This window comes from Knoellia sp. AC549, from assembly GCF_979258975.1.
In genome coordinates this window covers 2835866-2861843 of record NZ_OZ409890.1, presented here as the reverse complement: position 1 = coordinate 2861843, position 25978 = coordinate 2835866, and the positions used below count along the sequence as shown (strand labels likewise).

Sequence of the window (25978 nt, the reverse complement as noted above, 5' to 3'; positions counted from 1 at the left end):
ATCCCACAGCCGTGGCCGTGCCCGGTTCATCCAGCCCCAACCCGGCGCCTGCCTTGACCTCCACCTCGGGTGACCCGACGACACAGGGCGGGTATGCCGGAACGCGAGTGTGCGGCATACCCGGCGTGGTGCCGTGGTCAGGACGAGCCGCGCTCAGCGACGCGGGCGGACCGCCAGGTAGACCGTGTTGGTCGACTCGCCCCCGGTGAGCGGGTTGGGGAACGGGACCACGTGCGCGTCGGCGTGCTCGAAGGCCTCGCCCAGCCGCCGCACGACCTCGGGCTCGGGGGGCTCGTCGGACCAGATTGCAAAGGCTCCGTCGTCGGTGAGCATCGCGCCGACGCGAGCGAAGCCCTCGACGGTGTAGAGGTCGCCGTGGTCCTCGCGCAGCAGCCAGTCGGGTGCGTGGTCGATGTCGAGCAGCACCGCGTCGTAGGTCCGGTCGGCGCGGCCCGCGCGGACCATGTCGAAGAAGTCGTCGCGCACGAGGCGCACCCGCGGGTCGGCGGCCAGCCCCTCGGTGTCGGGCAGCAGGTCGCGCTCGTGCCACGAGATGACCAGCTCGAGGGCCTCGACCACGGTGAGCTCGGTGACCCGGTCGTCCTCGAGCGCGGTCAGTGCGGTGTAGCCCAGCCCGAGCCCACCCACCAGGACGGTCAGGGAGTCGCGGTCCGCGCCCAGTGCCGCGAGACCGATCCGCGCCAGCTCCCGCTCCCCCGTGGTGAACTGGCTCGACATGAGGAAGTCGTCGCCGAGCTTGACCTCGTGGACGTCACGCTCCGTGACTCGGTCCCGACGACGGCGCAGACTGATGACGCCCCACGGGGTGTCGCCGAAGTCGAGCTCCTGGATCCTCATTCCCGGAGACTAGTGGCGCTCCGGTCTGAATGTTTTTTCCACAAAGTTGTCCCACTCCGGGTCTTCCCAACACGCGGCGTCAGGCCTAGTGTCGAGGAAGTCCTCTCCCCTGGAGGCACCTGAGCCCGGAGGCACCACATGATCAATCGGCCAGCAACCCCCACCCGCCGCACCGTGATCCGGCTGCCCGCCATCGGCGTCGCCGTGGCGCTGACAGCGGCGTTCGGTCCGTCCGCGACCGGCGACCCGGGACGATCGGGCGACGCGCCCTATCACGGCAGGATCGTCAGCCTGATGAACCACATGACGTTGGAGCAGAAGGTCGGACAGCTCTTCGTCATCGAGGTGGCCGGTCGCGACGCCAACACGGTGAGCGCCACGGCCAGGGCCACGAACCAGCGGCTCTACGGCGTCGACACGCCCGCCCAGGCGATCGCGAAGTACCAGCCCGGCGGTGTCATCTACTTCACGACCCGCAACAACGACGACAACATCGGCGACCCCGCCCAGGTGGCCACGCTGTCCAACGGCCTGCAGGCCGCAGCCGTGGCCCAGCCCGCCAAGATCCCGCTGCAGATCTCCGTCGACCAGGAGGGCGGCGCCCTCGTCGCCCGCTTCGGTGCACCCGCGGTGCAGATGCCGGGCAACATGGCGCTCGGCGCCGGCCGCTCGAAGGCTGACGCCTTCCGCTCGGCCGAGCTCATGGGCAAGGAGCTGGCCGCCGTCGGTGTGACGCAGGACTACGCGCCGGACGCCGACGTCAACATCAACCCGAACAACCCGGTCATCGGGATCCGCTCCATCGGAAGCGACCCCGGCCTGGTCTCCGACCTCTCGGCGGCGCAGGTGCAGGGCTTCCGCGCGGGCGGGATCTCCGCAGTCGCCAAGCACTTCCCGGGCCACGGCGACACCGGCGTGGACAGCCACTACGGCCTCCCCTCGGTGACCCACACGCTGGAGCAGATCCACGAGATCGACCTTCCGCCCTTCAGGGCGAACATCGCAGCCGGGGTCGACTCGATCATGACCGCCCACGTCGTCATGCCGGCGATCGAGCCGGACGTCCCTGCCACGATGTCGCACAAGATCCTCACGGGGCTGCTGCGCGAGGAGCTCGGCTTCAAGGGACTCATCGTCACGGACGCCCTCGACATGGCCGGCGCCGCGGCGACCTACCCGCCCGATGTGGCTCCGGTCCAGGCCCTGCTCGCCGGCGCCGACCAGCTGCTCGTTCCGCCGCAGATGGACACCGCCTATGGCGCTGTGCTCGATGCCGTCGAGGCCGGTGTGGTCAGCGAGAAGCGCATCGACGAGTCCGTCTACCGGATCCTGCTCCACAAGCACAAGCGCGGCATCTTCCAGGACCCGATGGTCGACGTGGCCGCTGCACCCCAGGTCATGGGTGCACCTCAGCACTCCGCCGAGGCGCAGGCGATCACGAACCGCACGACGACCCTCGTCAAGAACGACGCCGGACTGCTGCCCCTGGCAGCCGGTCCCCGCAAGGTGCTCGTCGCCGGTTGGGGCGTCGGAACCACCCAGAACATGGCGAACGCGTTCGCTGCCCGTGGAGCCACGACCCAGGTCCGCGAGTCCGGGACGACACCGTCGCAGACGGCGATCAACAACGCCGTCGCCGCGGCACAGACCTCCGACCTCGTGGTGGTCTCGACGAACAACGCCTACGCCGTCAGTGCGGCCACCGGACAGCCGACTGCGGCCGCCGCGGCGCAGACCAAGCTGGTGAAGGCGCTGCTCGCGACCGGGAAGCCGGTCGTGGTGGCGGCGATGCGCAACCCCTACGACGTCGCATCCTTCCCGGAGGCGCCGACCGTGCTCGACAGCTTCGGCTACACCGCACACCAGGTCGAGTCGCTCGTGCGCGTGATGTACGGCGAGGTCAACCCGGTCGGCAAGCTGCCCGTCTCCATCCCCAAGGCGGATGGCTCAGGCGTGCTCTTCCCGTTCGGTCACGGCCTGGGTCTCTGAGGCGACAGAACAGACCCACGACGAAGGCCGGGTATGCCGGGAGCTCACGCTCCCGGCATACCCGGCCTTTGTCCGTGGTCACATTGTGACCGGTGCGTCGCCTCAGCTCGAGAGGTTCACTGGCTGCCGAACAGGTCGGAGATGTTGATCGCGGCCGGACCGAGGATGACGACGAAGATCACCGGGAAGATGCAGAGCAGCACCGGGAAGACGACCTTGACCGTGACCTTCTGTGCCTTCTCCTCGGCGAGCTGCCGGCGGACGACCCGCATCTCTCGCGTCTGCTCCCGCAGGACACCAGCGATGGGCACACCCAACCGGTCGGCCTGGACCAGGGCCGACACGAAGTTCTTGACCTCGGGTGAGGTGTTGCGCTGAGCCATCGCCTGGAAGGCCTCCCCTCGCGTCTTGCCGATGTGGAACTCGGACAGCACTCGCGCGAACTCCCCGCCGATCGGCCCCGTGACGTTGCGCGCCACCTGCCCCAGAGCCGCGTCGAAGCCCTGTCCGGACTCGACGCAGACGGTGAGCATGTCGAGGGCGTCGGCAAAGCCCTTGCGGAGCTGCTCCTGGCGCCTGACTCCGGTGTTGTAGACGAGGAGGTCGGGAAGGAAGAACAGGGCGGTGCCACCGATGACCGCATAGAGGATGCCGCGAAGTCCGAGCCCTCCGAGCAGCAGGCCGATGAGCGCACCGAGGACGAGTCCGATGCCCTTGGCGCCGAAGATCCGCTCGACCGGCCAGGCAGGGGGGTTGCCCGCGCGGTTGAGACTGGATGCCAGCCGCTCCGCGGTGCCGGAGGGGGAGATCCGGCGGGCCGCCCCCTTGAGCCCCTGCTCGAACGGCACGAGAAGGCGATCCTTGGCGGCGAGCTCGGACTTGGCCACGCTCCTGCTGTCGGGCCGGTAGTTGACCAGCTCGAGGGAGCGCGCCACACCCGTGGTCCCCGCGCCCATGGTCCCGAGCAGCGCGACGACGACGCAGAGGGCGACGGCGACGAGGACGACTGCGACGATGAGCATGTCTCACACCTCGATCTGGATGATCTTGCGCATCCACAGGTAGCCGATGACCATGCTGATCCCGCTGCCGATCAGCATGACGACGCCGATACTGCGCGTCCAGAGCAGCGACGTGTATGCCGGGTTGCTCCACGCCATGTAGAGGAAGAGCAGGATGGGGAGCGCGATGAGGATGTAGGCGGACAGCCGGCCCTCGGCCGAGAGGGCGTTCACCTGACGCTTGAGCGACTCACGCTCGCGCAGGGTGTTGGCCGTGGTGCGCAACGTGTCGGCGAGGTTGCCACCGACGTCACGCTGGATCCTGATGGCCATCGTCGTCCAGCGCATGCTCTCGCTGTCCATCCGCAGCGACATGTTGTCGAGGGCGTCGGAGACGTCCGCGCCGATGCGTGTCTCGGCCAGCGCTCGAGAGAACTCCTTGCCGGCCGGCTCGGCGGCGTCGCGAGCGATCGCGTCGAGCGCCTGGGTGAGGCTGAAACCGCTGGCGAGCGTGGTGGCCACGAGCATGAGGACGTCGGGGAGCATCCCTTCGAACTTCTTCGCCCGGCGCGCGGCGAGGAACCGAAGGACCAGTGCCGGGAGGGCATAGCCCAGGACGAGCCCGAGGGGGAAGGTCAGCCACCAGGGCATGGGCAGGAGGAACGGGAGCATGAGGCTCGCGACGATCACGGCGACCACGCGCAGGACGAACCACTCGCCGGCCCGCAGGGGAAGGTCCGCACGCTGGATGAGCCTCATCGTGTGGCTCGTCGACTCCCGCTGGGCCATCACCCTGTCACCGAGCCGTACCGCCGACTGAGCCACCGCGGACGGGGCTGCCTCCTCATGACGGGAGATGCGCGAAGCCCCTGCCAACGTGTAGAGCTCGACCTCGGCGACGCGGTCGTGGCGCCGGGACCGGAACGGGTTGAGCACGGCGACGGTGAGGATCAGCACCCCGACGAAGAGCGCGACGAGGGCAGCGATGAGAGAGGTGCTCACCCCTGCCTCAGCGCGCTTGAGGACGGTGGGTGCGGCGCCCGCGTCGGCGATCACGAGGGGCGTGGGTCGGGGTGATGGCTTCGCCACGCCACCGGAGCCGAAGTTGATCGTCGACTTCACGAGGAACGGGCGTCCGGTGGCTGTGCCCTTGAGGGTGAAGGGGACGGTGCCGGACAGACCGGGTGGGCGGGTGATGTCGAGCTGGACCTGTGAGTCGAGGACCTTCGCGGCGTTCTCGAAGGCGGTTCGGACCGCAGCCGTGTCGCCGGCCTGCACCACCGAGCCTCCCCCTGCCCTGGCGAAGGCCGCCAGAGCCGCTGGGTCGTTCTCTCCCGTGGTGAACCGGACCACCTCGACCCGCACCTGGGACGAGGTCAGCGCCTTCACCGACGCAGCCAGCCCGGGGGCTCGGTCGCCGACGGTGTTCTTGCCGTCGCTCAGCAGGACGATGCTGCGGTCCCCGTCCGCGCCGAGCATGGCCACGGCCTCGGTCACTCCGCTGAAGAGTGCCGTGTTCCCGTCGGCGCGCAACGCGTCCACCGCGCGTTGCACGGCAGCCCGGTCCTGGGTCGGAGCGACCTCGGGACCGGCGGTGTTGCCGAAGGACACGACACCCACCTTGACGTCCGCGGGCGCGGATGCCAGGAAGTCCTTGACCGCTCCTCGCACGGTCGCCATGCCCCTGGTCCCCATCGACCCGCTCGTGTCGATGAGCAGGACCGTGGTCCGCTGGCTTCGGGCCGCCGGAGTCGCTGAGACCGGAGCGAGCGTGTCCCCCAGCATCGCCGTCATCCCCGGGTCGACCGACGCGGCCCGGCCACCCGGACGCAGGGTGAGCACCCCGGTCACGTTGTCGCGTCCGATCGTCACCGAGCCGATCGTCGCCGGCACGGGGACGGGTTCGGCAACCGATGCTGCGAGCGGCACTCCGAGGGTCGCCGCAGCCGTCGCGGCGGTCAGCAGGACGGCTCGCCAGCCCCCGAGCCCGCCCATCAGTACCGCGGGGCGAAGAGCTGGATCGGCAGCTCGACGCCGAGGTCGTGGAGGTCCTGGGTGAACTTCGGACGGATGCCGGTGCTGCGCAGCTCACCCAGGAAGCGACCGCTGGCATCCCTGCCCGCGGCGTAGTCGAAGGTGAAGAGGTCCTGGAGGGTGATGATGTCGCCCTCCATGCCCACCACCTCGGTGATCTGGGTGATCCGCCGGGTCCCGTCCTTGAGGCGGGACTGCTGGATGATGAGGTCCACCGCTCCGGACACCTGCTCGCGGATCGCCCGGATGGGCAGCTCGATCCCGGCCATGAGCACCATCGTCTCCAGGCGAGAGAGCGAGTCGCGGGCGCTGTTGGCGTGGACGGTGGTGATCGAGCCGTCGTGGCCGGTGTTCATCGCCTGGAGCATGTCGAGCGCAGCTCCGTCTCGGACCTCCCCGACCACGATCCGGTCGGGACGCATGCGCAGGGCGTTGCGCACGAGGTCGCGGATGGTCACCAGACCGGAACCTTCGATGTTGGCCGGGCGCGACTCCATCCGCAGCACGTGCTGCTGGTGCAGCTGCAGCTCCGCCGCGTCCTCGATGGTCACGATGCGCTCCTCCTCGGGGAGGAAGGACGAGATGACGTTGAGGGTCGTCGTCTTCCCGGAGCCGGTCCCGCCCGAGATGATGATGTTGCGCCGGCCGATGACGCAGGCGTGGAGGAAGTCGCGCACCGGAGGGGTGAACGTCCCGAAGGAGAGGAGGTCCTTGTCGGTGAACGGGTCCGCCGCGAACTTGCGAATCGTCAGGATGGCGCCGTCGAGCGCGATCGGCGCCACGACCGCGTTGACTCGCGACCCGTCCGGAAGGCGCGCGTCGACCAACGGGCTCGCCTCGTCGACGCGGCGACCGACGCGGCCCACGATCTTGTCGATGATCCGTCGCAGATGGGTCTCGTCGGTGAACCGGGCCGAGGTCGGGTAGATCTTGCCGGCCCGCTCGATGAAGATGCTGCTGGCGCTGTTGACCATGATCTCGGTGACCTCCGGGTCACGCAGCAACGGCTCCAGTGGGCCGTGACCGAGGATCTCGTCGGAGACCTCCTGCGCGATGCGGGTGCGGTCCGAGAGGGTGAGCGGCTTCTGCTCCGCGTCGATGACCTCCTGCAGCGTCTGACGCACCTGGTTGGCGAGGTCGCTCTCCTTGAGGTGCGGGTCGTACAGCCGCGGTCCGAGCGAGTCGATGAGCCCCTGGTGGACCCGCTCCTTGACCTCGACGATCGGGTCGACCCGGTGGGACTGCGCCGAGGCGCTGCCGTGGACGGGAACCGTCTCCTGCGAGCGACGGGCGGTGTCGAGACGATCGGCAAGGCTGCTCATCGACTTCTCCTGCTGAAGAGGCTGCGGCGCTGGGGTTCCTCCACCGGGCCGCCGAAGCGGGCGCGGATGTGCGTGTCGGCGATCTCCCTGAAGGCCGCGCTCACCGGGTCACGCGGGGACTCGAGGACCAGGGGAACACCCCGGTTCACTGAGGCCGGGACGGTGTTGCTCGCCGGGACGCTCACCGCGATCGGTGCTCCGATGGCCTGCACGACGTCCTCCGGGCGCAGGCCCACCTTGACGTCGGCACGGTTGAGGACGATCACCCGGGAGTCCCGCGGGCTCCCGATGGCATCGAGCGTCTCGAGAGCGAGCTTGAGGTTCTTCACCGCAGGGATGTCCAACGTGGCGATGAGCACGAGGAGGCTGCTCACGTCGCAGGCGGCCAGCACGTGCTCGGTGAACGACGGTGGCGTGTCGACGATGACGAAGTCGTAGTGCGCTGCGGCCACCCGGAGCAGCTCGGTGACCACCTGCGCGCTGATCCGGTCGGCCAGGGACGGGTCGGTGGGGGCGGCGATGACGTCGAGGCCACTGGGCGCATGGTGCGTCACGAGCTGCGCCAGCCCCTCGCCGTCGAGGTGGCCCTGCATCCCGACCGCGTCGTGCACCGAGCTCGTGGGCAGGAGCTGCAGGCTGATGCTGACGTCACCGAAGGACAGGTCCAGGTCGACCAGCACGGTCCGCAGACCGCTGAGGGCGAGGTGGGTGGCGAGGTTGGTGGACAGCGTCGTCTTGCCCACGCCGCCCTTGGCCGAGAAGACCGTGACGATGCGCCCCTGAGGGGTGGCCACGGCTCCGTGGTGACCGGCGAGCTTGGCCGTGAGGTCACGGCTGCGCCGCACGGCGTCCGAGAGAGCGGGCGCGTCGTCGGACGCGATGACCTCGCGAAAGCCGCTGCGCAGGGCCTGCCCCATCGTGGTGACGTCCAGGCGGTGGCGCAGGAGGATGAAACCCACCTCGGGGCGCGACGCCCGGACCGACTCCACGAGCATCGACGCCTCGTCGATGTGCACCAGCGGACCGATGACGACGAGGTCCGCGCGCTGGTCGTCGTCGAGCGCACGGTGCACCAGCGGGGCTGACCCGAGGAGCAGGACGTCGCCCAGCGCGAAGTGGTAGCGCTCGCTGGCTCCGGGCTCGTTGTCCCACAGGATCGTCATCGAGGTGTCCCGTGATAGCTGAAGTCGTCCGTGCTCAGGTTCGGTGGCACGGTCGTGTCCGGTCCCTCGAGGCCGAAGTAGATGTGCTTGGCCGGGTTGTTCTGCAGGTTCTGGGTGTGCTGGATGGCGTGCACGAGCTTGAGCGAGTCCGCAGGCGAGAGCTCGACCGTGACCAGATAGGTCTGCACCGGGGTGGCGGCGGTGGGCGCCTGCTCCTCCGTCTCGTCCTTCTCGTCCTTCCGGGGCTCGGAGGCGCCTGTCAGGCTGGTCGTGCCGATGCCGATGACCGGGACCTTGGTGAGCAGCACGCTCGTCCCCTTGACGCTGAGGTCGTTGTACTGCGCGGTGGCGTCGTCGGTGCCGAGCCGTTTGCTGTCGTAGGTGTCATAGATGGTGATCAGGCTTCCCGGCGTCACGAACGCGCCTACCCGGTTGGGGTCCTCGAGGCTGATGGAGATGGCGACCTTGCCTGAGGCCACCCCGATCGCCTTCTGTCCCAAGCGCTCCGTCCCGAAGGCTGCCTCGAGGACGACCTGCCCGGGTGCGATGTCCGCCAGGGCGAGGAGACCGCTGTTCTCGGCGTTGATCGCGGTGAGGGCACCAGCGGGCTTGGCCTTGGCCGCGACCTGCGTCCGCGTGATGAGGCCGCCGCGCTCCGCGTCCTTGAGCGTGGTGCCCGACGGCACGACCTCGGCGGTGACGTAGACCGTCTGCGGCTGCTGTCCCTCGAGCGCACGCTCGTCCGCGCCATTGGCATAGAGCAGGACGAGGACGGCGCCGACCAGCGCGAGCAGGACGGCGACGATGAGGGCGATGACGCGACGACCCATGGGGTGCAAGCCTTTCGACAGGGCGTGTGTGGTTCAACCGGCGGCGACGACAGCCGAGAGACCGAAACCGGTGGTGGAGGACGGAGGGGCGATGGTTGCGGCAGGCACGTTGAGCACCCCTTGGACGAACCAGCCGGAGATGCAACGGCGGGGGTTGCCACAGGGAACAGCACCTGAGACGTGACTGGCCTTCGTCACCCCGCCGCCGATGCGGTAGCCGCTGAGGTAGAACTTCGCGATGCCTGCCACGTGGTAGTAGGTGTTGGCGCCGCCCGCGTCAGACGGGTCACAGTCCACAGGTGGCGCTCCGGAAGGGGTGCCGCTGGTGGACTTCACCATGCAGTCGAAGACCGGCAGGTCGATCACGGGGCCACTGGTCCAGATGTTCGACAGAGCGCTCTGGCAGCTGCCGGTGGTCGAGGAACCCGTGTCGATGTTGGCCCAGACGTTCACGCCGTTCGTCGTGGTGAGGGTCGTGCTGCACGAGCCGGTGGTGTCCAGGTAGCCGAAGCCTCCGGCCGTGTCCTTGCCCTTGTACGAGCACCCCGGCTTGGACGGGTCGTGCAGGTCGATGATGACCTCGCGGCCGGGAGTGTTCGGGGTCGTCGCCGGAAGCGGGTAGGCAGGCTGCCCGGCGCCGCCGTACCCGGGCCACGGCGAGACGGGCGGCTGGGCGACGTACGTGGCTCCGCCGCTGGTGTAGGTCTGCCACTCGCAGGTCGAGATGGTGATCGGCGACGTGAAGGTCGCGGAGGTCGGCGAACCCCAGGCGGCCCGGGCGCACGAGACGACGTTGCTCGTGTCAGGACCGGTGTTGTTGACCTGGGTGAAGAGGTTGGGGATGAGACCCGGACCGGTGTCGTTGGCGCGGACGCGAACCTCGACGTAGGGGAACCCCGAGGACAGCGACGACGGCAGGGGTGGGCACTCGCGCAGCTCCGTGACGCTGGGCGCCGAGGTGCACACGGGCAGTGAGCCCGGGATCGATCCCGTGGACTTGCACTGCCGCTCGATGGTGTGGGTTCGGGTGCCGATGTTGATCGTGTTGGCGTTGACCAGCGCCGGCAGGCCGTCGGCGTTGAGGTTGCAGTTCGTCTTGGCACAGCTCTGCGCCAGGGCGAGGGCCGCGGCGTCGGCAGCGTTCTGGGTCTGACGCCGCTCGAGGATGACCTGTCCGGCATCCACGGACCACGCCAGAAGGCCGGTGACCACGAAGAAGCCGAAGAGCATGGCCACGAGCACACCGACGGCTCCTCGTTCGTCGCGTGGACGACGGCGTGCCGGTCCCGTCATCCGAAGCACCTCATCGACGAGGTCGCCGTGGGAGTCGGCGGGGCGATCGCGCCTCCGGGGAAGAGGCCGCTGATGGCGCCGAGGGCGACCCAGCTGAACCCGTTCACCGTCACGCGCACCCGTGCCGCCTGCGCCGCGGTCGGGGCAGCCGGGCACGCGTCGAGGATCTGGACCGTGGTGGTACCCCCGGACACCCCGTTGATACCAGGCATCGACGCGTTGGCGCGGGTCGGCACATCCGCGTCGAGGCGGAAGGCGGCCATGCGCGCGCCCTCACGGGCCGCGTTGGTGACCATCGCCTGGGTGAGGAACATCCGACCCATGTCGATGAGACCGAAGAGGACCAGGAGGAGAAGCGGCAGAAGGAGGGCGAACTCGACCATGGTTGCTCCGCGCTCACGGTTGTGGCGCATGGGTCGACCCCCTTCGCTGCTGAGGTGATGCAAGAACTCGTGGAGAGAAACACTGCGGGTCGACGGCCGCCAGGCTGTCGACCCGCAGTGTCAACCGCTCAGATCGCGGCGGCGACACCGGCAAACATCGTCGAGATCGCCGCGCCAAGGGCGCTGGCGGCCACCCCTACGACGACGGCGACGAGCGCGACCATGAGGCCGTACTCCACCATCGTCGCGCCCTGCTCGGACCCCCAGTTCCACCGCAGCCGCTTGACGCGCTCAGACATGTGAAGCCCTTCGGTCCGTGACGAGATCAGGGGAAAGCGAGGCCGGCGAACATCGTGCTGATGTTGGTGCCGAGGACGGTCGCAGCGACAGCGACGACGACGGCGACGAGCGCGACCATGAGGCCGTACTCGACCATCGTGGCGCCCTTCTCTGCGGTGAGGCGCTGGTGGAACTTGATGAGGGCCTTGGACATGTCGTTCTCCTTGGGTGATCTGAGTGTTGAGGGTCGGGCTGCATCCGGACTGCCGGTCGGGCGACCGGCCTGCCGATCCGGGTCAAGCGTGGAGGTTCCGACTTTCCGCAGCCATGACATAAAGAGGCTGTTATGGACTGGTCATCATTGGCTAGCTTGACCTAGTCATCTCCACGACCCAGAAGCGCGACCATCTCACGCGCCGAAGCGCTGCGTCCAGAGAATCGCGAATTTTGTGCTTGGAAACCGTGGGGGGTCAGTGAACGTACCTCACTGATCGCCTTCTCTCCTGCCCACAGGTGACCCCTTCATGAATGGTCACACCGGGCTAGGTGCTTTTATGCAAGAAAAATCTCCAAAACCAGCGCCCCCACCGTCCTTCATGCCGGATACTGCGGCCATGTCCCGGACCACCCCGCTCGACCTCGGCCGCACCGTGCTCGTGCCCGTCTTCGCCTGTTTCGTGCTCCTCAACGTCGTCAAGCTGATCGACAACGACGACCGCACCGTGGTGGCCACGCTCGGTACCATCGCGGCGCTGTCCTTCAACGCGGCCCTGGCGGTGATGTACCTCCGTCGGGGGGTGGCCTCCCACACGGACAGACGGCCTCAGGTGTGGCTCGTCGCGGGCGCAGCGACGTTCTCCCCCTTCGCAATTCCCGTCGTGGCCCCCCATGAGGCCGGGCCCGCCGCATCCTCCGCAGGAGCCCTCCTCGTCGTGCTCGGCATCGGCCTCTCGATCTGGGCGCTGCTCAGCCTCAACACCAACATCAGCGTCGTGCCGCAGGCGCGCGAGCTGGCGACCACGGGTCCCTACCGTTTCTTCCGGCATCCGCTCTACGTCTTCGAGTACGTCGCGGCCATCGGTCTGGTGCTCGTCTCGGGTGGCGGCTGGGGTTGGCTCGTCGTCGCCGCCCTCGGCGTCCTTCAGGTCCTTCGCGCCCGTTGGGAGGAGCTTCTCCTGCGTGAGGAGGTCGCCGGCTACGCGGCATACGCCTCACGCACCCCCGGCTTTTCGTGAGGGCACGCTGGGACTGGGTCGTCCTCGGGAGCTGGGTCGCCGCCATCGTGGTCCTACGATCCGCGAGGATGACCGAGCGCGACCCCTACTGGCAGGCTCGCGACGGCCTGGAACGCTGGTCCGGCGCACCGCTGGCACGAGCGGACACGTGGAGCTGGGCGCAGCCCGAGGGCACCTTCCGTCCGACATCTCCGGCGTGGAACACCGCCCTCGGTCTTGGGCATGACGGGCTGGGCGTGGCGGGCATCGCTCTCGTCGGGGCGCTCGGGATGGCGGCCTACTTCGTCGTCGCCATCCGCGTGTCACGCCACCTCGGCGCGCGCGCCCTGCCCACCCTGGCGACGACGGCGCTCGTGGCCCTGCTGGCCCTCCCGATGGTCTCGCCACGGGCAACGATCGTCATCGAGGCCGTGCTCCTCCTGACCCTTCTCCTCGCCCACGTTCTGATCACCCGACCTCTGCCCCGACGGTGGTGGACGCTCGCCGGTGCTGCCGCCACCGGCGCAGCCCTCGGCTGGGCGGGTGCGTGGTTGCACGTGTCCTGGTCGGTCACCGCGCTCGGCCTGGCGGTCGGCCTGCCCCTTCTCGCAGTGCTTGCGGGCGTGAGCCGGTGGCGCGTCGGCGTCGCGGCCACGCTGGGGGTCGGCCTGGCTCTCGGCAGCCTCCTCGGCCCCTTCCGGTGGTCCGTGTGGCAGCTGCTGGCCGACATCGGTTCGGCGTCCGAGGGCCAGGTCGTCGAGTGGCTCTCGCCGTTCACCGAAGGGCTGCGCCTTCGATGGCTCCCCGTCGCCGGCCTCTGCCTCCTCCTCGTCACCGTGTGCGCGGGGCGGCTGCTGCGACACCGGCCCGGGGCGCGCGGCTCGGCCCAACGCGCCCGCTGGGCTCTCGAGGTCCTCCTCGTCAGCATCGCTCTGCTGGCAACGCTCGCCGGGCTGGTCGCCATCCGGTTCCTCGGTGTCGCGACACTCACCCTCCTGCCCGTCCTTGCGGCGGAGCTTCTCGGCGGCAACCGTTCGATGGCGCGCCCGTCCGGGCATGCACCCAGCCGTGCGCACCCGGCTCACCGCCCACTACTGGCGACCGATCCTCACCGGCGTGGTCGTCATCCTGCTGCCGCTCGCGGTGGTGAGGTCCGACACCCCGGGCCGACCGTCACCAGAGGCGGAGCTCCTCGTCTCGCTCCCCCGAGCTGCCAGCTCTTCAGCGACCCCGACACGGCCGGGGTGACGCTGCTCCTCCGCCCGGACATCAAGGTCTGGATCGACATGCGCACCGAGGTCCACGGCGCTTCGGCCTACTCGCAGGCGCGTGAGCGGCTCCTGACGTCGCCCGCCGTGTCCCTGCCCGACGGAGCGACCTGCGCCGTCGTGCCCTCCACAGCGTCGACCGTGCACGTCGACGCCAGCCCTGACGTGCCGTGGACGAGGTCGGCCACTCGAGAGGGACTCAGCGTCTGGCTCCCCTGAGGCGCGGCCGGTCTCCGCTGGGTCTGTCCCTCATGGACCCACACAAAGGCCGGGTATGCCGGGAACTCGCGTTCCCGGCATACCCGGCCGGTGTTCGTTCTGGGCGAGCCGGAAGGCTCAGTAGCGGTAGTGGTCGGACTTGTAGGGGCCGGCCACGTCGACACCGATGTACTCGGCCTGCTCCTTGGTGAGCTGGGTGAGCTCGACCCCGATGGCGGCGAGGTGGAGGCGGGCCACCTTCTCGTCGAGGTGCTTGGGGAGGACGTAGACCTGCTTGTCGTACTCGTCGTTCTTGGTGAACAGCTCGATCTGGGCGATCGTCTGGTTCGCGAACGAGTTCGACATGACGAACGACGGGTGGCCGGTCGCGTTGCCGAGGTTGAACAGGCGGCCTTCGGACAGGACGATGATCGAGTTCCCAGCGGAGAACGTCCACTCGTGGACCTGCGGCTTGATCTCGGTCTTGGTGACGCCCGGGACCTTGGCGAGGCCGGCGATGTCGATCTCGTTGTCGAAGTGACCGATGTTGGCGACGATCGCCTTGTTCTTCATCCCCTGCATGTGCTCGGCAGTGATGATGTTGAAGTTGCCGGTCGTCGTGACGAAGATGTCGGCGCTGTCGAGGACGCTCTCGAGCTTGGCGACCTGGTAGCCCTCCATCGCGGCCTGCAGCGCGCAGATCGGGTCGATCTCGGTGACGATGACGCGGGCGCCCTGGCCGCGCAGCGCCTCGGCGCAACCCTTGCCGACGTCGCCGTAGCCGCAGATGACCGCGACCTTGCCGGCGATCAGGACGTCGGTCGCGCGGTTGAGGCCGTCGATGACGGAGTGGCGGCAGCCGTACTTGTTGTCGAACTTGGACTTGGTGACGGAGTCGTTGACGTTGATCGCCGGGAAGAGCAGGTCGCCGGCGCGGGCGAGCTCGTAGAGCCGGAGGACACCGGTCGTGGTCTCCTCGGTGACGCCCTTGATCTCGGCGGCCACGGTGGTCCACTTCTGCGGGTCGGCGGCGAGCGTCTTGCGCACGAGCTCCTTGAAGACACCGACCTCCTCAGAGTCCTTGTCGTCGGTGGGGGGCACCTGACCGGCGGCCTCCCACTCGCGACCCTTGTGGACGAGCATCGTGGCGTCGCCACCGTCGTCGAGGATCATGTTGGCGCCCTCGCCACCGGGCCAGGTGAGGATCTGCTCCGTGCACTCCCAGTACTCGGTGAGGCTCTCGCCCTTCCAGGCGAAGACGGGGACGCCCTGCAGGTCCTGCGCCGAGCCCTCGGGCCCGACGACGACGGCCGCAGCGGCCTCGTCCTGCGTGGAGTAGATGTTGCAGGAGGCCCAGCGGACCTCGGCACCGAGCGCGGTGAGCGTCTCGATGAGGACGGCGGTCTGCACGGTCATGTGCAGCGAGCCGGCGATGCGGGCGCCCTTGAGGGGCTGGCTCGCGCCGAACTCCTCGCGCAGGCTCATGAGGCCCGGCATCTCGTGCTCGGCAAGACGGATCTGGTGACGGCCAGCCTCGGCGAGGCCCAGGTCGGCAACCCTGTAGTCAAAAGTCGTGGTGTCAGAGGACATGCGACATCTCTTCCGTTGAAAGTGTGGTTTGCGACCCGGCGCAGCCCATCTGGGCGGTCTCGAGGAGCGGGGTATCACCCGCGCCGGCAGCCTCCATGGTACCGACTCCCACGGTAGACATGGACGTGTGCGGGACCGACCCGCACGACGCACGGACGGAGAACCCGATGAGTGAGACCTTCGGCAGTGGCAGTGGCGGCGCCAGCGGTGACGAGGTGCGGGACGAGGTGCGCCTCGACCTCGACGAGGAGAAGCTCGACACGTGGGAGGACGTGCGCGCCGACTACGCCGTCGACCCCGACTCCGAGGTGGCCCGACCGGGGATCAACGACAGCGGCGAGAGCCACCGCGCCGACCCGGACGGCGGCGGGCACGACGACCGGGTGCTCGTGGAGGGCGAGCGCCACGACGACCTCGAGATGTCTCCGGACGGCACGAGCGCCGACGAGGAGTGAGAGTTCGCCGTGGGTACGCTGGGCGGGTGCCTCACCACTTCCTCCTCCCAGACCCTCGGGTGAACTGATGGCCGGCGGCCTCTTTGCCCTGCTCGACGACATCGCCCTGCTGGCCAAGGCCGCTGCCGCCTCGGTCGACGACGTGGCTGCCGCGGCCGGCCGCGCGAGCGTCAAGGCGACCGGCGTCATCGTCGACGACACCGCGGTGACACCGCGATACGTGCAGGGTCTGTCACCAGCGCGCGAACTGCCGATCATCAAGAAGATCGCCATCGGCTCGCTGCGCAACAAGCTCCTCTTCATCCTTCCGGCCGCCCTGCTGCTGAGCCAGTTCCTCCCGCAGGCGCTCACCCCGCTGCTCATGATCGGCGGCACCTACCTCTGCTTCGAGGGCGTCGAGAAGATCTGGGAGCGCGTCAGCGGGCACGCCGAGGACGCCGCCAGCCAGGCGCACGACGCCGGTGAGGTCGCCGACGAGGACACCATCACGAGCGGCGCGATCCGCACCGACTTCATCCTCTCGGCCGAGATCATGGTCATCTCGCTCAACGAGGTCGCGGACGAGAGCTTCGTCTCGCGACTGGCCATCCTCGCCGTCGTCGCGGTCGCGATCACGCTCCTCGTCTATGGCGTGGTGGCGCTCATCGTCAAGATGGACGACGTCGGCCTGCATCTGTCACAGAAGCCCGGCTCCCGCGCGCCCATCGGGCGTGCCCTCGTCGCGGCCATGCCCAAGCTCCTCACGACCCTGTCCGTCGTCGGGATCGCGGCCATGATCTGGGTCGGCGGGCACATCCTCCTCGTGGGCCTGGACGACCTCTCCAAGGAGTACGGCTGGTCGATCCTGCACCAGCCCTACGCCTGGGTGCACGGCGTCGAGGAGTCGGTGCACGACGCCACCGGACCCCTCGGCGGCGTCCTCGGCTGGGTCACCAACACGATCGGCTCGGCCATCCTCGGCCTCATCGTCGGGGCCATCGTCGTCGCGGTCATGCACGTCATCCCCCGCAAGGGCGGTCACGGGGCTGATGGGACGAGCAAGCCGGCGGTCGATGCCCCCGTGGCAGACGTCCCCCAGAACGACAAGCACTGACCCGTATGCCGTCCGCTCGCGGAACGCTCGACTGGTCGCCTGCCGCGTCGCACCCGGAGCTCCTCGCACCCTCGGTGGCCGCGGCCTTGGGAGCGGCCGCTGCGCCGGAGGCAGCCAAGGACAGCGGGATCGCGGCAGCGGCGGTGGCCTCCATCGACGCGACGCTCGCCGACACGGAAGCCTTCTGTGCGGCATACGACGTGGCACCGGGGGCCAGTGCCAACTGCGTCATCGTCGCCGGGAAGCGCGCCGGCGAGACGACGTATGCCGCGGTCATGGTCCTGGCGACCGACCGCGCCGACGTCAACGGGGCCGTCCGCAAGCACCTCGGAGTCCGCAAGATCTCGTTCGCGCCGCACGACGATGCGGTGACGCTCACCGGGATGGAGTTCGGTGGCATCACGCCGATCGGCCTGCCCGGCGCCTGGCCGGTCCTCGTCGACGCCGCCGTCGCCGCTGCGGGTGAGGTCGTCATCGGCAGTGGGTTGCGCCGCAGCAAGCTCCTCGTCGAGGGTGCTGCCTTGGCGCAGCTGCCGAACGCGACGGTGCTCGAGCTCCGTCAGCCCTGACCGGCGCCCAGCAGGTCGTCCAGAGCGTCCTCGAGACGCGGGTGGGCGAACTCGAACCCGCTCGCCGGCAGGATCGACGAGGTGGCCCGGCGGCCGGTGAGCCCGAGCGCTGCATCGGTCCGAAGGAGCACCGCGCCGAGCCGCATCAGCGGGACCGGCGTCGGTGGCGACCACGGGCGATGCAGCCGGAGGCGCAGCTGGGCCATGAGCTCTGAGTTGCGGACGGGGAAGGGTGCGGAGGCGATCACCACTCCGTCGGGCAGCCGCACACCCGGCTCGACGCCCAGTGCGGCGCGCACGACGGCAAGCCAGTCGTCGATGTGGATCCAGCTGATCCACTGGCGTCCGGTGCCGATCGATCCTCCCAGTCCGGCCCGGGTCAGCGCCACGAGCCGGTCGACCACGGGAGCACCCCGATCGAGCACGAGCGACGTGCGGAGGATGTGGAGGTGCTCGGCAGCCGCGCCCTGCACCGCGTCCTCCCACGGCTGCGCCACCCCGGTCATCTGGGGCAGTCCCAGGGGCACCGGGCTGGTCTCGTCGATCTCGGCCTCACCGGCGTCGCTGTAGATCGCGGTGCTGCTCGCCTGCACCCAGGCGGCCAAGGGGGCCGTGAGGCCACTGCTCGCACGGACGAGGGCGCGAGTGGAGTCCACCCTGCTGGATCGGAGGGAGGAGATGTTGGCGGTGGTCGGGCGGACATCGACGAGGCGTCCGGCGAGGTTGACCACCGCGGTGCGCGAGGCGGGCTCCAGCTCGGCGGCCCAGTCCTCCACCGTGACGCCGTCCCACAGTGCCTGGCGGATCGGCAGGTCGGGCTGAGGGCTGCGGGTGAGGACGACGACGTCGTGCCCACGAGCCGCGAGGTCAGCCACGAGCCGCCGCCCCAGGGTGCCGGACCCGCCCGCGACGACGACCCGGACCAGGTCGGGGTCGATGACCCCGCCGGCCAGACGCCACAGACGCAGGGCGTCCATGGCGAAGTCCGAGGCCAGGGCGTGACGAGCCACCGGGCCCATGCCGAACGACAGCGGACCCCGTCCGGCGAGGCGTTGGGTGAACAGGGTGTGGCCAGGTGTGTGCGAGTCCGCCGTGACGGTCCACTCGATCGTCAGGCTCCCCCCGGGCTGCGGTTGCTGCAGCACGATCCTGGATCCGAGCTCGAGCTCCCGGACCCTGACCGGCGGGGCGGTTGCGCGGTGGACGTGGCGCACGACAGGGACGTCGAGCGCCATCCGGGCGGTCTGACCGACCCACATCGGACCGTCGAGGCCGGCTTTGGAGACGCCACTGCACCACTGCCCCCACTGGTCCAGGTCGGCGAGGGCGGCGAAGACGGCGTCGGGAGCGGCGGCGAGCACCGCGCGGTTGGTCTGGTTCCAGGACATGACTCTCCTCAGGTCCGTACGGATCGGACGGTCTTGGTGAGGTCGCCGACGACCCCGCGCATGCCCGGAAGGCGGCTCAGCCGCACCAGCCGGTCCACGAGCGGCACCGCAGTGCGGATGAGGGTGCGGGTGCGTCGTTGGCCCGGGCTCTGGTCGTGGACCCAGAAGAGCACCACACCCATCTGGGCCAGCCAGAGCAGCTCGGGGAGCTCCTCGCGCAGCCCCCGCGCCACGGTGACGTCGGACTCCTCGATGACCCGCCGGTGGAGGGCGATGGCGGCCTCGCGCGCTGGGCGCGACTGCGGACTGAACGGCGACAACGGGCTGGTGGGTTCTGCCGCCGCCTTGAAGAAGGCACCGGCGAACTCGTGGAAGGGCTCGGCCACGTCGACCCAGGCCAGCAGGACGGCCTCGTAGCGGCTCGCGAAGGTTCGTCGACGACCCAGCGCCGTCGCGCTCGACGCCGCGTGCTCGACCTGGATGCGGTCGTAGAACGCCTGGACCAGGTGCTCCTTGGACGCGAACCAGTAGTAGGCGTTGCCCACGCTCACCCCCGCGCGTTCGGCGACCGCCCGCATCGTCGTGCGGTCGTACCCGTGCTCGAGGAACAGCTCCTGTGCAGCAGCAGCGATGGCGTCGCGCGTGGCCTCGCCTCGCGGTGGTCGCGAAGGGGCGGGCTCCGGGCCATCTTGAACGTGTTCAACATCCATGATCCCACCCTAGCGCGCAAGTTGAACGCGTTCAATAATCGCGCCCAAACGAGCCGACAGGCTCGGCTGCTGGCGCCTCCGGGCAGCACTGATCCCCGCCGCTGAAGGCACGGGCTACTGCACCGTGAGGGGGGATCAACGCCCCTCACGGTCCAGTGGGTGAGTGGCTAGGAGGTGCGGTCGCGCAGCTCGGTGACGTGGCGCGACACCGCGGGATCGAGTCCGAGCCCGAGGGCGAGGTAGGTCGCCGCGTAGTCGGTCATCGAGATGAGGGAGGCCAGCCGCTCGATCGGGTGACCCCCGAGCGCCTCGACCTCCCAGACACGCACCCCTGCGTCCCGCGCCGACCCGGCGACCGCATCGGCGAGTCGACCCGCCTCGAGCGCCTCCTGATGGTGGGGCGCTCCCGGCGTCACCGGATGGTCGCGCAGCACCAGCAGCCCGAGCTGGGGTGCCGGCGGAGCGTCCAGGAACGGGTCGGCGAAGAGATCGCTTCCGCCGTCGGGCGCCGCTCCCCCGGCACCGCTGAACGGCCCGTCGAAGCAGGCGACCACCTGGGAGGCTGCATCGGGGAGGGAGCCGTGGGTCGTGGGGATCCGGGCGGTGCGCGCGAACATCGCGGCGGCACGGCCCGCCGCGACCCCGGTGAGGGCGCCGTCGCCCAGCACGACGGGGACCGTCTCGGCGAGTCCGAGAGCGAGGACCTTGGCGGGGTTGACGAAGGACTCCGATGACGGACGACACTCCTCGGCGCGCTCGTCGAGCAGGTCGGCCACGCGCTCCAGCTCCGCCTCGGAGCAGTCGACCAGCCCGAGCCCGTCGGCAGCGAGCAGCACCGGCGTGAGCATCGACCACAGGGCCGCTCGGGACGTGGGCGCCGGAGAGGCGACATCGACATGGATACCGCGGCCGCGAGCGCAGACGTCGGCGAGCGGCGAGTCCGAGGCTCCGACCGTGAGCAGCGAGGCGCCCCGGCGGGCTGCCTCGGCCGCGAGGGCCAGTGGGCCCGGCGCACGACCGGAGAGGGAGACGGCGATGACGAGGTCGAGGGGGCCGATCCAGCCCGGCAGCGGCGCCTCACGCCTGGTGGTCACGGGGACGGGCGACCCGGGCTCGGCGAGGACGTCGAGGACGTCACAGACGACGGAGGAGCCGCCGAGGGAGGCCACAAGGACCGAGCGCGGGCGGTCGCCACCGGCGACCCGGTCGATGCCCGCCTCCCGCGCCGCGACGATCGCGCGCCGCACCTGGGCGCCCGAGGTCGCGAGCGCACGGAGCGAGCCCCGGCTGTCGAGAGCCTCGAGGGACTCGGCCGAGTCGAGGAACGCCTCGTCCAGGCGTGGCACGGTCGTGCTGCGCAGCCGGTCAGACCGGCGTGCGCGCCTCGTCGACGAGCAGCACCGGGACGCCGTCGTCGATCCGGTAGATGAGACCGCACGCATCGGCCGTGCAGACCAGCTCGGGGCCGGACTCGCCCGCCTCGTCACGCAGCTCGGCTCGGCACTTCGGGCAGCGCAGGATCTCGCGCAGCCAGGGCTCCATCGTCGACATCAGCTGACTCCTCTCGCAGTGCCTCGGACGAGGCTCAGGACATCGTCGCGTATCGCGGCCATCGTGTCCGCATCGGCTGCCTCGACATTGAGCCGGAGCAGGGGTTCGGTGTTGGACGCGCGCAGGTTGAGCCACCACATCGGGTCGCCCGCGCCGTCGCCCGCGTGCGTCAGGGTGAGGCCGTCGAGCTCGTCGACCTCGACGCCCCTGTCGGCAGCCCACTGCCGGACCTCAGCGGTCCTCGCGGCCTGGTCCTCGACCGTCGAGTTGATCTCGCCGGAAGCGGCGTATGCCGTGTAGTCGCCCATGAGCTCGCTGAGCGACCCGCTCTGCTCACCGAGGGCGGCGAGGACGTGCATCGCCGCGAGCATGCCGGTGTCGGCGAACCAGAAGTCGCGGAAGTAGTAGTGCGCACTGTGCTCACCGCCGAAGACGGCGTCGGCCCGGGCCATCTCGTCCTTGATGAACGAGTGCCCGACCCGCGTCCGGACGGCTCTGGCACCCAGTGCGGCGATGACCTCGGGGACCTGCGCGGACGTGATGACGTTGTGGACGATCGACACCTCGCTCGCCGCGGTGCCGGCGGCCACCTCACGAGCGACCTCGCGGGTGGCGATGAGCGCGGTGATGGCGCTGGGGCTGACGGCCTCGCCTCGCTCGTCGACGACGAAGCAGCGGTCGGCGTCACCGTCGAAGGCCAGCCCGAGGTCGGCGCCGTGCGTCAGGACCGCTGCCTGAAGGTCGCGCAGGTTCTCGGGCTCGAGCGGGTTGGCCTCGTGGTTGGGGAAGGTGCCGTCGAGCTCGAAGTAGAGCGGGATGACCTCGAGCGGCAGCCGTGGCAGGCCGGCGGCCGTCTCGAGGACAGCGGGGACGGTGTGACCGCCCATCCCGTTGCCCGCGTCGACGACGACCCGCAGCGGCCGGATGGCCGAGAGGTCGACGAGCCCCCGCAGGAAGCCGGAGTAGTCCGCGAGGACGTCCCGCTCCCCCGTGCTCCCGACCCGCGAGTCACGCTGCTCGCCCGTGCCGTCGAGGAGCTCCTGGGCGAGGTCGCGCACGTCCGTCAGGCCGGAGTCCTGGCCGACCGGGCGGGCGCCCGGGCGGCACAGCTTGATGCCGTTGTATGCCGCGGGGTTGTGGCTCGCGGTGAACATCGCACCGGCGAGACCCAGGTGACCACTGGCGAAGTAGAGCCCGTCGGTGCTGGCCAGTCCGATGTGCGTGACGTCGACCCCGCGGCTCGTCACACCCGCGCCGAACGCACGGGAGAAGCTCGGGCGACGTGGCGCGCATGTCATGACCGATGACGCAGCCGGATGGTCCGGTTCCGCCGGCTTCACCAAGGATGACCACCTCGGCGAAGGCCGCGCCGAGGGCCCACGCGACATCGACATCGAGCTGCTCCGGCACGAGGCCCCGGACGTCGTAGGCCTTGACGAAGTCAGCAAGGTTCTGGGGAGGCACGCAGTGACCCTACTAGCGCACTAGGTTTGGGCTCGTGACCGCCGAACCCCACGTTGCCGACAACCACGACCTCATCCGCGTCCAGGGCGCCCGCGAGAACAACCTCAAGGACGTCAGCCTCGAGATCCCCAAGCGCCGGCTGACCGTCTTCACGGGGGTGTCGGGGTCGGGCAAGAGCTCACTCGTCTTCGGCACCATCGCGGCCGAGTCGCAGCGGATGATCAACGAGACCTACAGCGCGTTCGTCCAGGGCTTCATGCCCTCACTCGCCCGGCCCGAGGTCGACCATCTCGAGGGCCTCACGACGGCGATCATCGTCGACCAGGAGCGCATGGGTGCCAACCCGCGCTCGACGGTGGGCACCGCGACCGATGCCAACGCGATGCTCCGCATCCTCTTCAGCCGCCTCGGCAAGCCCTACGTCGGTCCGCCGACGGCATACAGCTTCAACGTGCCCACGCGGAAGGCCAGCGGGGTCATGTCGACCGACAAGGAGGGTCGCACCGAGAGGGCCGTCGTCAAGGACGCCGTCTACCTGGGTGGCATGTGCCCGCGCTGCGAGGGCATGGGCAACGTCAGCGACATCGACAGGTCCGCGCTCTACGACGAGACCAGGACACTGGCCGAGGGTGCCCTGACGGTGCCGGGCTACTCGATGGACGGCTGGTACGGCCGGCTGTTCGAAGGCATGGGCCTTCCGATGGACAAGCCGATCTCGGCGTTCTCGAAGAAGCAGCTCGAGACGATGCTCTATGCACCACCGACCAAGATCAAGGTCGAGGGCATCAACCTGACGTTCGAGGGGATCATCCCCAAGATCCAGAAGTCGATGCTGTCCAAGGACCCCGAGGCGATGCAGCCCCACGTGCGACGCTTCGTCGAGCGGGCCGTGACGTTCCAGAAGTGCCCCGAGTGCGAGGGCACGCGGCTCACCGCCGAGGTGCTGAAGTCCAAGATCGGCGGCAAGTCGATCGCGGACCTGGCCGTCATGCAGATCAGCGACCTGGCCGACTGGGTGCGTGAGCTCGAGGAGCCCTCTGTCGCACCGCTGCTCGCGGGCCTGCAGCACCTGCTCGACTCGTTCACCGAGATCGGTCTGGGCTACCTCTCGCTCGACCGACCCGCCGGGACGCTCTCGGGTGGCGAGGCGCAGCGGACCAAGATGATCCGCCACCTCGGGTCCTCGCTCACCGACGTCACCTACGTCTTCGACGAGCCGACCATCGGGCTGCACCCGCACGACATCGCGCAGATGAACGGGCTGCTCATCCGCCTGCGCGACAAGGGCAACACGGTCCTCGTCGTCGAGCACAAGCCCGAGACGATCGCCATCGCCGACCACGTCGTCGACCTGGGTCCCAAGGCCGGGACCGCCGGCGGCGAGATCGTGTTCGAGGGCTCCATCGACGACCTCCGCAAGAGCCCGACCCTGACCGGTCGCCACCTCGACGACCGCGCGGCCCTCAAGGACGAGGTGCGCGCACCGACCGGATCGCTGGAGATCCGTGGCGCGTCGACCCACAACCTCAAGGACGTGGACGTCGACGTCCCGCTCGGGGTGCTGGTGGCCGTCACCGGTGTCGCCGGATCCGGCAAGAGCTCCCTCATCCACGGCTCGGTCGACGGACGCGAGGGTGTCGTGGTCATCGACCAGGCGGCCATCAAGGGCTCGCGTCGCAGCAACCCCGCGACCTACACGGGCCTGCTCGAGCCGATCCGCAAGGCGTTCGCCAAGGCCAACGGGGTCAAGCCGGCCCTCTTCAGCTCCAACTCCGAGGGTGCCTGCCCGACGTGCAACGGAGCCGGCGTCATCTTCACCGAGCTCGGGGTCATGGCCACCGTCGAGTCACCGTGCGAGGAGTGCGAGGGCCGCCGGTTCCAGGCCTCGGTGCTCGAGTACCGGCTCGGCGGCAAGAACATCTCCGAGGTGCTGACGATGTCGATGGAGGAGGCCGAGCTCTTCTTCAGCTCGGACGAGGCCAGCATCCCGGCCGCCCACAAGATCCTCGACCGCCTCGTCGACGTGGGCCTGGGCTACCTCACCCTGGGCCAGCCGCTCACGACCCTGTCCGGTGGCGAGCGCCAACGCATCAAGCTCGCCAGCCAGATGGCCGAGAAGGGTGAGATCTATGTCCTCGACGAGCCGACGACGGGGCTGCACCTCGCCGACGTCGAGAACCTCCTGGGCCTGCTCGACCGGCTCGTCGACTCAGGCCGGTCCGTCATCGTCATCGAGCACCACCAGGCGGTGATGGCCCACGCCGACTGGATCATCGACCTCGGCCCTGGCGCCGGCCACGACGGCGGCAAGGTCGTCTTCGAGGGCACGCCGAGCGACCTCGTGGCCCAGGCGAGCGCGAAGCCGAGGACGGCCACCCTCACCGGCAAGCACCTGGCGGCCTACGTCAGCTGACCTGGACACAGCGACACACGAAATGGTGCGCGTCAGCCCTCGCCGCTGCCGGGGACCATGCGCAGGTGCCCACGGCGGTGCTCACCGGCGACGGGTGCAGGCATCGCGCTGACCACGGCTCGGGCAACCGTGGGCTGCGGCGCCGAGTGCTCGCGAACGGCCTCGACCACGGCGACGAGGTCGTCGATCTCGGGGGCGGGCTCGTAGCCGTCGGACTCGAGGCGGACGACCTCCCAACCCTGCGGCACCGTCAGACGCGTCGCATGCTCAGCACAGAGGTCGTAGCTGTGCGGCTCGGCATAGGTCGCGAGCGGGCCCAGGACGACGGCCCGGTCGGCATACGCGTAGGTCAGGGTGGCCACTGCGTGACGGGAGCACGCGGTCTTGGTGCACTTCCTGGACGCGTTCACGCCATGGACTCTAGGTCACCGCTCCGAGCGCCGTGAGGTGGCGCGCCGTAGTCTCCCCATGTGGCCCCCAACGACCCCCGCACCCCGGCTCGCGCCCCCCGCCGCGACCGACGAGGCCGAGGCGTGCGCGGTCCTCTGGCCTGGCCCGCGGTGCCCGCCATGCGCACCCGGCGGGAGACCTTCGACGACGTCGTCATCGACGTCGCGGAACGGGCCCGGGCCTATCTCGGGACGCGCCACGCCGACGTCGAGTTCGCCGTCGAGGAGGTGCCGCCTGTCGACCCTGCGCCGTGGGAGGAGCAGGCTGCTGCGGTCGGGCGGCTCCTGCCCGTCGGCGGGACGGCGGGGCACCGGATCGTGGTCTATCGGCGCCCGGTCGAGACCCGCGCCCGCGACGTCGGCGAGGTGGCTGCCATCGTGCGCGAGGTCGTCGCCGAGCAGGTTGCCGCGCTGCTCAACGTCCCGCCATCCGAGATCGAGCTCTGAGGCTCCAGGGCGACGAG

At 69.7% G+C, this 25978-nt stretch carries 24 protein-coding genes and 1 pseudogene; 8 read left to right on the top strand and 17 right to left on the bottom strand.

The window, feature by feature from the left end; all coding sequences use genetic code 11:
* Positions 1–153: 153 nt before the first annotated feature.
* Complete coding sequence (locus ACZZ98_RS13950; RefSeq protein ID WP_463516807.1) at positions 154–858, bottom strand: spermidine synthase; 705 nt, start codon at positions 856–858, stop codon at positions 154–156.
* A gap of 138 nt (positions 859–996) precedes the next feature.
* Here ACZZ98_RS13950 and ACZZ98_RS13945 point away from each other — a divergent pair, with 138 nt between their 5' ends.
* Positions 997–2847 carry a glycoside hydrolase family 3 protein gene (locus tag ACZZ98_RS13945; protein WP_463516806.1) on the top strand — a complete coding sequence of 617 codons (1851 nt, stop codon included), beginning with the start codon at positions 997–999 and terminating at the stop codon, positions 2845–2847.
* Between the two features lie 116 nt (positions 2848–2963).
* Here ACZZ98_RS13945 and ACZZ98_RS13940 read toward each other — a convergent pair whose 3' ends face one another.
* The 9 genes from ACZZ98_RS13940 to ACZZ98_RS13900 all read right to left on the bottom strand — a co-directional run bounded on the left by ACZZ98_RS13940 (position 2964) and on the right by ACZZ98_RS13900 (position 11366).
* Complete coding sequence (locus tag ACZZ98_RS13940) at positions 2964–3869, bottom strand: type II secretion system F family protein (RefSeq protein ID WP_463516805.1); 906 nt, start codon at positions 3867–3869, stop codon at positions 2964–2966.
* Positions 3870–3872: 3 nt separating this feature from the next.
* Complete coding sequence (locus ACZZ98_RS13935) at positions 3873–5843, bottom strand: type II secretion system F family protein (RefSeq protein WP_463516804.1); 1971 nt, start codon at positions 5841–5843, stop codon at positions 3873–3875.
* Complete coding sequence (locus tag ACZZ98_RS13930) at positions 5843–7204, bottom strand: CpaF family protein (RefSeq protein ID WP_463516803.1); 1362 nt, start codon at positions 7202–7204, stop codon at positions 5843–5845. The genes ACZZ98_RS13935 and ACZZ98_RS13930 overlap by 1 nt, the downstream gene beginning before the upstream one ends.
* Entirely contained in the window at positions 7201–8367 is a 1167-nt protein-coding gene (locus ACZZ98_RS13925) for an AAA family ATPase (protein ID WP_463516802.1), read from the bottom strand. The genes ACZZ98_RS13930 and ACZZ98_RS13925 overlap by 4 nt, the downstream gene beginning before the upstream one ends.
* Complete coding sequence (gene cpaB, locus ACZZ98_RS13920) at positions 8364–9197, bottom strand: Flp pilus assembly protein CpaB (RefSeq protein WP_463516801.1); 834 nt, start codon at positions 9195–9197, stop codon at positions 8364–8366. Before cpaB ends, ACZZ98_RS13925 begins: the two co-directional genes overlap by 4 nt.
* A 33-nt stretch (positions 9198–9230) precedes the next feature.
* Positions 9231–10490: a pilus assembly protein TadG-related protein gene (locus ACZZ98_RS13915; protein WP_463516800.1), complete on the bottom strand. Its 1260-nt coding sequence runs from the start codon at positions 10488–10490 to the stop codon at positions 9231–9233.
* A complete protein-coding gene (locus ACZZ98_RS13910) occupies positions 10487–10903 on the bottom strand; it encodes a TadE/TadG family type IV pilus assembly protein (RefSeq protein ID WP_463516799.1) in 417 nt (138 codons plus the stop codon). The genes ACZZ98_RS13915 and ACZZ98_RS13910 overlap by 4 nt, the downstream gene beginning before the upstream one ends.
* Before the next feature lie 98 nt (positions 10904–11001).
* Positions 11002–11172, bottom strand: coding sequence for a Flp family type IVb pilin (locus tag ACZZ98_RS13905; protein WP_380088064.1), 171 nt, complete (start codon positions 11170–11172; stop codon positions 11002–11004).
* Between the two features lie 26 nt (positions 11173–11198).
* Positions 11199–11366: a Flp family type IVb pilin gene (locus ACZZ98_RS13900; protein WP_463516798.1), complete on the bottom strand. Its 168-nt coding sequence runs from the start codon at positions 11364–11366 to the stop codon at positions 11199–11201.
* A 400-nt stretch (positions 11367–11766) separates the two neighbouring features.
* Here ACZZ98_RS13900 and ACZZ98_RS13895 point away from each other — a divergent pair, with 400 nt between their 5' ends.
* Together ACZZ98_RS13895 and ACZZ98_RS13890 are read left to right on the top strand one after the other, a co-directional pair.
* Positions 11767–12387, top strand: coding sequence for a methyltransferase family protein (locus ACZZ98_RS13895; protein ID WP_463516797.1), 621 nt, complete (start codon positions 11767–11769; stop codon positions 12385–12387).
* Between the two features lie 68 nt (positions 12388–12455).
* Positions 12456–13853, top strand: coding sequence for a hypothetical protein (locus ACZZ98_RS13890; protein WP_463516796.1), 1398 nt, complete (start codon positions 12456–12458; stop codon positions 13851–13853).
* Positions 13854–13970: 117 nt separating this feature from the next.
* Here ACZZ98_RS13890 and ahcY read toward each other — a convergent pair whose 3' ends face one another.
* Complete coding sequence (gene ahcY, locus ACZZ98_RS13885; RefSeq protein WP_463516795.1) at positions 13971–15422, bottom strand: adenosylhomocysteinase; 1452 nt, start codon at positions 15420–15422, stop codon at positions 13971–13973.
* Positions 15423–15589: 167 nt separating this feature from the next.
* Between ahcY and ACZZ98_RS13880 the strand changes: the two genes are divergently transcribed.
* The 3 genes from ACZZ98_RS13880 (at position 15590) to ACZZ98_RS13870 (ending at position 17539) form a co-directional block, all read left to right on the top strand.
* Positions 15590–15877: a hypothetical protein gene (locus ACZZ98_RS13880; protein WP_463516794.1), complete on the top strand. Its 288-nt coding sequence runs from the start codon at positions 15590–15592 to the stop codon at positions 15875–15877.
* A 67-nt stretch (positions 15878–15944) separates the two neighbouring features.
* The gene (locus ACZZ98_RS13875; RefSeq protein WP_463516793.1) at positions 15945–16970 is read left to right on the top strand and encodes a DUF808 domain-containing protein; all 1026 of its coding nucleotides are present in this window, start codon (positions 15945–15947) and stop codon (positions 16968–16970) included.
* Positions 16971–16975: 5 nt separating this feature from the next.
* Positions 16976–17539, top strand: coding sequence for a YbaK/EbsC family protein (locus ACZZ98_RS13870; RefSeq protein WP_463516792.1), 564 nt, complete (start codon positions 16976–16978; stop codon positions 17537–17539).
* On the opposite strand, the gene ACZZ98_RS13865 is transcribed toward ACZZ98_RS13870, so the two are convergent.
* From ACZZ98_RS13865 to ACZZ98_RS13845, 5 genes and pseudogenes are all read right to left on the bottom strand, one after another.
* Positions 17530–18927 (bottom strand): epimerase, encoded by a 1398-nt coding sequence (locus ACZZ98_RS13865; protein WP_463516791.1) that lies wholly within the window; start codon positions 18925–18927, stop codon positions 17530–17532. The genes ACZZ98_RS13870 and ACZZ98_RS13865 overlap by 10 nt on opposite strands.
* Positions 18928–18935: 8 nt before the next feature.
* Positions 18936–19637 (bottom strand): TetR/AcrR family transcriptional regulator, encoded by a 702-nt coding sequence (locus ACZZ98_RS13860; protein ID WP_463516790.1) that lies wholly within the window; start codon positions 19635–19637, stop codon positions 18936–18938.
* Positions 19638–19804: 167 nt separating this feature from the next.
* Complete coding sequence (locus tag ACZZ98_RS13855; protein WP_463516789.1) at positions 19805–20983, bottom strand: SIS domain-containing protein; 1179 nt, start codon at positions 20981–20983, stop codon at positions 19805–19807.
* A gap of 19 nt (positions 20984–21002) precedes the next feature.
* Positions 21003–21188 (bottom strand): Trm112 family protein, encoded by a 186-nt coding sequence (locus ACZZ98_RS13850; protein ID WP_463516788.1) that lies wholly within the window; start codon positions 21186–21188, stop codon positions 21003–21005.
* Positions 21188–22652: pseudogene (locus ACZZ98_RS13845) on the bottom strand (phosphomannomutase/phosphoglucomutase). Before ACZZ98_RS13845 ends, ACZZ98_RS13850 begins: the two are co-directional and overlap by 1 nt.
* A 34-nt stretch (positions 22653–22686) precedes the next feature.
* Between ACZZ98_RS13845 and ACZZ98_RS13840 the strand changes: the two are divergent.
* Positions 22687–25065, top strand: coding sequence for an ATP-binding cassette domain-containing protein (locus tag ACZZ98_RS13840; RefSeq protein WP_463516787.1), 2379 nt, complete (start codon positions 22687–22689; stop codon positions 25063–25065).
* 32 nt (positions 25066–25097) lie between these two features.
* On the opposite strand, the gene ACZZ98_RS13835 is transcribed toward ACZZ98_RS13840, so the two are convergent.
* A complete protein-coding gene (locus ACZZ98_RS13835; protein ID WP_463516786.1) occupies positions 25098–25475 on the bottom strand; it encodes a DUF3499 domain-containing protein in 378 nt (125 codons plus the stop codon).
* 123 nt (positions 25476–25598) lie between these two features.
* Here ACZZ98_RS13835 and ACZZ98_RS13830 point away from each other — a divergent pair, with 123 nt between their 5' ends.
* Positions 25599–25961, top strand: a complete 363-nt coding sequence (locus tag ACZZ98_RS13830) for a metallopeptidase family protein (RefSeq protein WP_380088039.1) — start codon at positions 25599–25601, stop codon at positions 25959–25961.
* Positions 25962–25978: the final 17 nt, after the last annotated feature.

Excerpts from the sequence above, each read along its gene's own strand:
- ACZZ98_RS13945 (WP_463516806.1), top strand. The coding sequence starts at position 997 with ATGATCAATCGGCCAGCAACCCCCACCCGCCGCACCGTGATCCGGCTG.
- cpaB (WP_463516801.1), bottom strand. The coding sequence starts at position 9,197 with ATGGGTCGTCGCGTCATCGCCCTCATCGTCGCCGTCCTGCTCGCGCTG.
- ahcY (WP_463516795.1), bottom strand. The coding sequence starts at position 15,422 with ATGTCCTCTGACACCACGACTTTTGACTACAGGGTTGCCGACCTGGGC.
- ACZZ98_RS13925 (WP_463516802.1), bottom strand. The coding sequence starts at position 8,367 with ATGACGATCCTGTGGGACAACGAGCCCGGAGCCAGCGAGCGCTACCAC.
- ACZZ98_RS13930 (WP_463516803.1), bottom strand. The coding sequence starts at position 7,204 with ATGAGCAGCCTTGCCGATCGTCTCGACACCGCCCGTCGCTCGCAGGAG.
- ACZZ98_RS13935 (WP_463516804.1), bottom strand. The coding sequence starts at position 5,843 with ATGGGCGGGCTCGGGGGCTGGCGAGCCGTCCTGCTGACCGCCGCGACG.
- ACZZ98_RS13910 (WP_463516799.1), bottom strand. The coding sequence starts at position 10,903 with ATGCGCCACAACCGTGAGCGCGGAGCAACCATGGTCGAGTTCGCCCTC.
- ACZZ98_RS13900 (WP_463516798.1), bottom strand. The coding sequence starts at position 11,366 with ATGTCCAAGGCCCTCATCAAGTTCCACCAGCGCCTCACCGCAGAGAAG.
- ACZZ98_RS13870 (WP_463516792.1), top strand. The coding sequence starts at position 16,976 with ATGCCGTCCGCTCGCGGAACGCTCGACTGGTCGCCTGCCGCGTCGCAC.
- ACZZ98_RS13940 (WP_463516805.1), bottom strand. The coding sequence starts at position 3,869 with ATGCTCATCGTCGCAGTCGTCCTCGTCGCCGTCGCCCTCTGCGTCGTC.
- ACZZ98_RS13850 (WP_463516788.1), bottom strand. The coding sequence starts at position 21,188 with ATGTCGACGATGGAGCCCTGGCTGCGCGAGATCCTGCGCTGCCCGAAG.
- ACZZ98_RS13915 (WP_463516800.1), bottom strand. The coding sequence starts at position 10,490 with ATGACGGGACCGGCACGCCGTCGTCCACGCGACGAACGAGGAGCCGTC.
- ACZZ98_RS13875 (WP_463516793.1), top strand. The coding sequence starts at position 15,945 with ATGGCCGGCGGCCTCTTTGCCCTGCTCGACGACATCGCCCTGCTGGCC.
- ACZZ98_RS13950 (WP_463516807.1), bottom strand. The coding sequence starts at position 858 with ATGAGGATCCAGGAGCTCGACTTCGGCGACACCCCGTGGGGCGTCATC.
- ACZZ98_RS13880 (WP_463516794.1), top strand. The coding sequence starts at position 15,590 with ATGAGTGAGACCTTCGGCAGTGGCAGTGGCGGCGCCAGCGGTGACGAG.
- ACZZ98_RS13865 (WP_463516791.1), bottom strand. The coding sequence starts at position 18,927 with ATGTCCTGGAACCAGACCAACCGCGCGGTGCTCGCCGCCGCTCCCGAC.
- ACZZ98_RS13890 (WP_463516796.1), top strand. The coding sequence starts at position 12,456 with ATGACCGAGCGCGACCCCTACTGGCAGGCTCGCGACGGCCTGGAACGC.
- ACZZ98_RS13860 (WP_463516790.1), bottom strand. The coding sequence starts at position 19,637 with ATGGATGTTGAACACGTTCAAGATGGCCCGGAGCCCGCCCCTTCGCGA.
- ACZZ98_RS13895 (WP_463516797.1), top strand. The coding sequence starts at position 11,767 with ATGTCCCGGACCACCCCGCTCGACCTCGGCCGCACCGTGCTCGTGCCC.
- ACZZ98_RS13905 (WP_380088064.1), bottom strand. The coding sequence starts at position 11,172 with ATGTCTGAGCGCGTCAAGCGGCTGCGGTGGAACTGGGGGTCCGAGCAG.